Source organism: uncultured Porphyromonas sp. (genome assembly GCF_934359325.1).
In the GTDB taxonomy this organism is placed as follows: Bacteria; Bacteroidota; Bacteroidia; order Bacteroidales; family Porphyromonadaceae; genus Porphyromonas_A.
Window position 1 is genome coordinate 1 of the sequence record NZ_CAKRLH010000184.1, and the last position, 3,274, is coordinate 3,274.

2 protein-coding genes are annotated in these 3,274 nt (G+C 55.3%); both read left to right on the forward strand.

What is annotated here, in order from left to right:
• Positions 1-304 precede the first annotated feature (304 nt).
• A complete protein-coding gene (locus Q0F21_RS06600; RefSeq protein ID WP_297238484.1) occupies positions 305-1,825 on the forward strand; it encodes a zinc-dependent metalloproteinase lipoprotein in 1,521 nt (506 codons plus the stop codon).
• A 4-nt stretch (positions 1,826-1,829) separates the two neighbouring features.
• A complete protein-coding gene (locus Q0F21_RS06605) occupies positions 1,830-3,200 on the forward strand; it encodes a hypothetical protein (RefSeq protein ID WP_297238485.1) in 1,371 nt (456 codons plus the stop codon).
• The last annotated feature ends 74 nt before the right edge of the window (positions 3,201-3,274 follow it).

Here is a 3,274-nt window from a genome sequence, read left to right on the forward strand (position 1 = left end):
CCGGTATTAGTCATCACTATTACCGGGTTTAGTGATGACTAATACCGGGTTTAGAATTCACCGAACTCTATCCAGCTTAATACGATACTCCCCGGCACCGGGGATCCGCCTACCGCCGGCAAAGGGGATGAATGTGGCATCGTACAGGGGCGGGGTGTCAGAGGAGGAAACCGGCGGGTAAGTCCCTGCGGGACCGGGCGGTCGTGGTAAAACTCAAATGCGTCAGCCCTGTTCTTGCGCACGATCATCTACAACCTCTGTCGAAAAATGGGTACCTTTAGCCCCACAATCGAAGGTTCAATACATGTCCTCTAAGCAGACTTTATATATATATATCGCCATCATCCTCGGTGGGGTCATCGCCCTACTCTCCGGCTGTCACCCGTTTGGGACGATCGGTCCTCTGGAGAGTAATAAGACAGACTTCCAGAACGTAGCTGCCGAGGGCGATACACTGAAGGTGATCATCTCCTCTGACCGAAAGTTTGTCCCCGTAACAGAGACCGACTGGCTCTCGGCCAATCTTCCGGTCGGACAGAGTCGTAATAAAATCACCATCAATGTACGCCCAAACCTCTCCGACAAGGAGAGAGTCGGTGAGATCGCTTTTGTCATAGCAGAGGACGAAGAGGGGGAAAGGGACAGAGTGAGCATCACCGTCCATCAGCTGGGTCGCGATCAGAGCTTTGCCATCGACAGCGTGATGTACGAGATCCCGCTGATATTCCACGTCATCACCAACCCCGAGGACATTGCCAAGAAGGATGCACAGAATAACGACAACGACCCGGGGAATGACTACACGAAGGTAACCGGCTCGTCCCTGCAAAAACTGGTTGAGCAGGTGAACCAGCTCTACTCCGGCAACCCATCGTACCCTAAGGCGATGATGAGGGGGAAGGAGTATAATAGGATCGGTCTGACGAACTCCAGGATCCGATTTGTCCTAGCCACAAAAGATCCGGATGGCAAGCGACTGTCCCCATCAGGCATCACCTCACACGACATGACGGAGCGAGCTCTTGATCCGTCAGTGGTGATGCAGGACAAGAGGGGCGGAGTCTATCACTCGATGAGCTATCCGATCAGCAGGTATATCAATGTCTACGTCTTCCCCTTCAAGCCCGGTAAGGATGTGGGGCAGATCACGCTGGGGATCTCTCACCTACCCTACCTTGTCACAGAACACAAACTGGAGGGGCTGGGCACATGGGATAGGGTGATCAAGGACTTTGAGAATTATAATCACTGCATTGTGCTGAATTACCAGCAGTTTGAGAACCGAGTCAAGGAGACTCAGTCGATCAGCAAGATCCATCAGGATCTCACACCGGCAGCTGTAACGCTTGCCCACGAGCTGGGACACTACCTCGGGCTGGGGCATGTCTTTGCGGAGGAAATAGTCGAGGGAGAGACGAGTGCCCTACGGCTCACTGAGGAGTGCATAGACAGCGATCATGTTGAGGACACGCCCTCTTACAATCGGATCGCGTACAATAAGGTGATGAGTGAGCAGATTGCCGCTCTGGAGTCGAGTCAGGGAGCGACAGCACAGTCAGTCCTCTCCTCTCTGCTAACCCGCGACCTGTGCGACGGGAAGTTTAATCAGACTTCCTTTAACTTGATGGACTACGAGGTCTCTTACAGCGATCGCTTTACCCCCGGTCAAATAGCCCGGATGAGACAGGTACTTTACTATAGTCTCACGGTACCCGGGGACAAGCTGGTCAGCCCGACAAGATCGACCCTCAGGTCAGGTGATGAGGGTGCCGTCGGTCGCCCGGTGGCGGTAGAGTGCAAGACCCATATCCATACTAAGCCGTAATGCCATGAGACGAAGACGATCACGCGTAGTAGCACTACTCCACGGGAGGCGGGACCTACTCTTGTACATCTTGGTGATGATCATGATGGGGATCTTCAGCCTCTATGGACTGCGAAGTGCGACACCGGAGGAGGAGCGCACAGCGGACCGTGTGGAGCAATGGTGTAGCTTAGCTGAGGAGGGGGAGATGACGATGACGGATCTCCTTACCCAAGCTACTTCGCCGGTCTACGAGGGGTCTGTTCTCCTGATGCACCGGATGAAAGACAGCGACGATGAGCCGATATCCATCGAGACGCTTCGGATGCCATCACTCTTGTCAGCGATTCTACTTGGCGTCTTTTTCTTCATCTTCGTCTGCCGCGAGCGAAGTCGCTCCATCGCTCGCGTGACGCTCTTCTTCCTCATAGCCACTCCATTCCTCCACTTCTTCATCATCACCGGTGGTTCGGGAGTGCCGGGGGCTCTCTTCGGGACACTCGCACTGATGGTTTGCCACGATGTCATGGTAAGTGATCGGAAGCATCCTGCGGGCTCCATACTGACTTGTGGTCTACTTCTGGCTCTCGCCGGTCTGTCGGTGGGGTCAGGAGGGGTGGTCATCCCGTCGCTCGCCATACTCTTATGGGGGCTTATGGGGAGACGAAGTACTGGAAAGACGCGACTCTGGATGCCGATCACATCCATTTTACTGGGCGTATTGCTTATAGCACTTGCTGCGATCATACCGGGAGAGTGCCACTGGCTGACGCAAGAGTCCGGTAGCTGGTCGACAAGAGGTCTCTGGGGCTCTCTTCTGATCCTGGTACCATGGGGCGTGGTGGCTCTGATGGAGGAGAGGAGGTCTGCCGGGATGCGCTACAGCGTGAGTCACCTGTCCATGGAGGGGCTGGCTCTCCTGACAATCGTCTCTGCGCTGGTCTACAACCTTGCCTCCGGCACCAGCGATCCAGCACCATCCCTCATCGTAGCTCCGTTCATCTGTCTGGTCGCCGGTGAGTCCTTCCGCTCACTCCTTCGGTACAGACCTAAGCGGCTCACCACTTTCTCTCTCTTGATCAACGCCCTGGGGCTGGTTTTGCTTGGATCATTGATCTACCTCATCACAGGTCCGAGCGAGTCTGTAGGCGCTCTCATCTCCTCACTGAACGGGACCGACGGGGTAGCTGCTGTCACCGCCATGCGGGAGTCGGTTAGGTCGCACCTGGCTCTCTGCCTGCTCCTAATGGTAGGGCCGATCGTGGCCGCCCTGACGATGATCTATCAGCGTGTCCGGGTAAGTGAGACCAAGCAGGCATACAGCAGCATCTTGATGGTGATCCTGATCACCCTGGCGGCTGACCTGCCCCTCCTGGCACTTATGGGATCGCTTTAGATCCATGACCAGGTCCAGGGGTAAAATACTCATCTCGTCGCTCCTCGTCTGTGCGATACTCATCGTCACAGGCG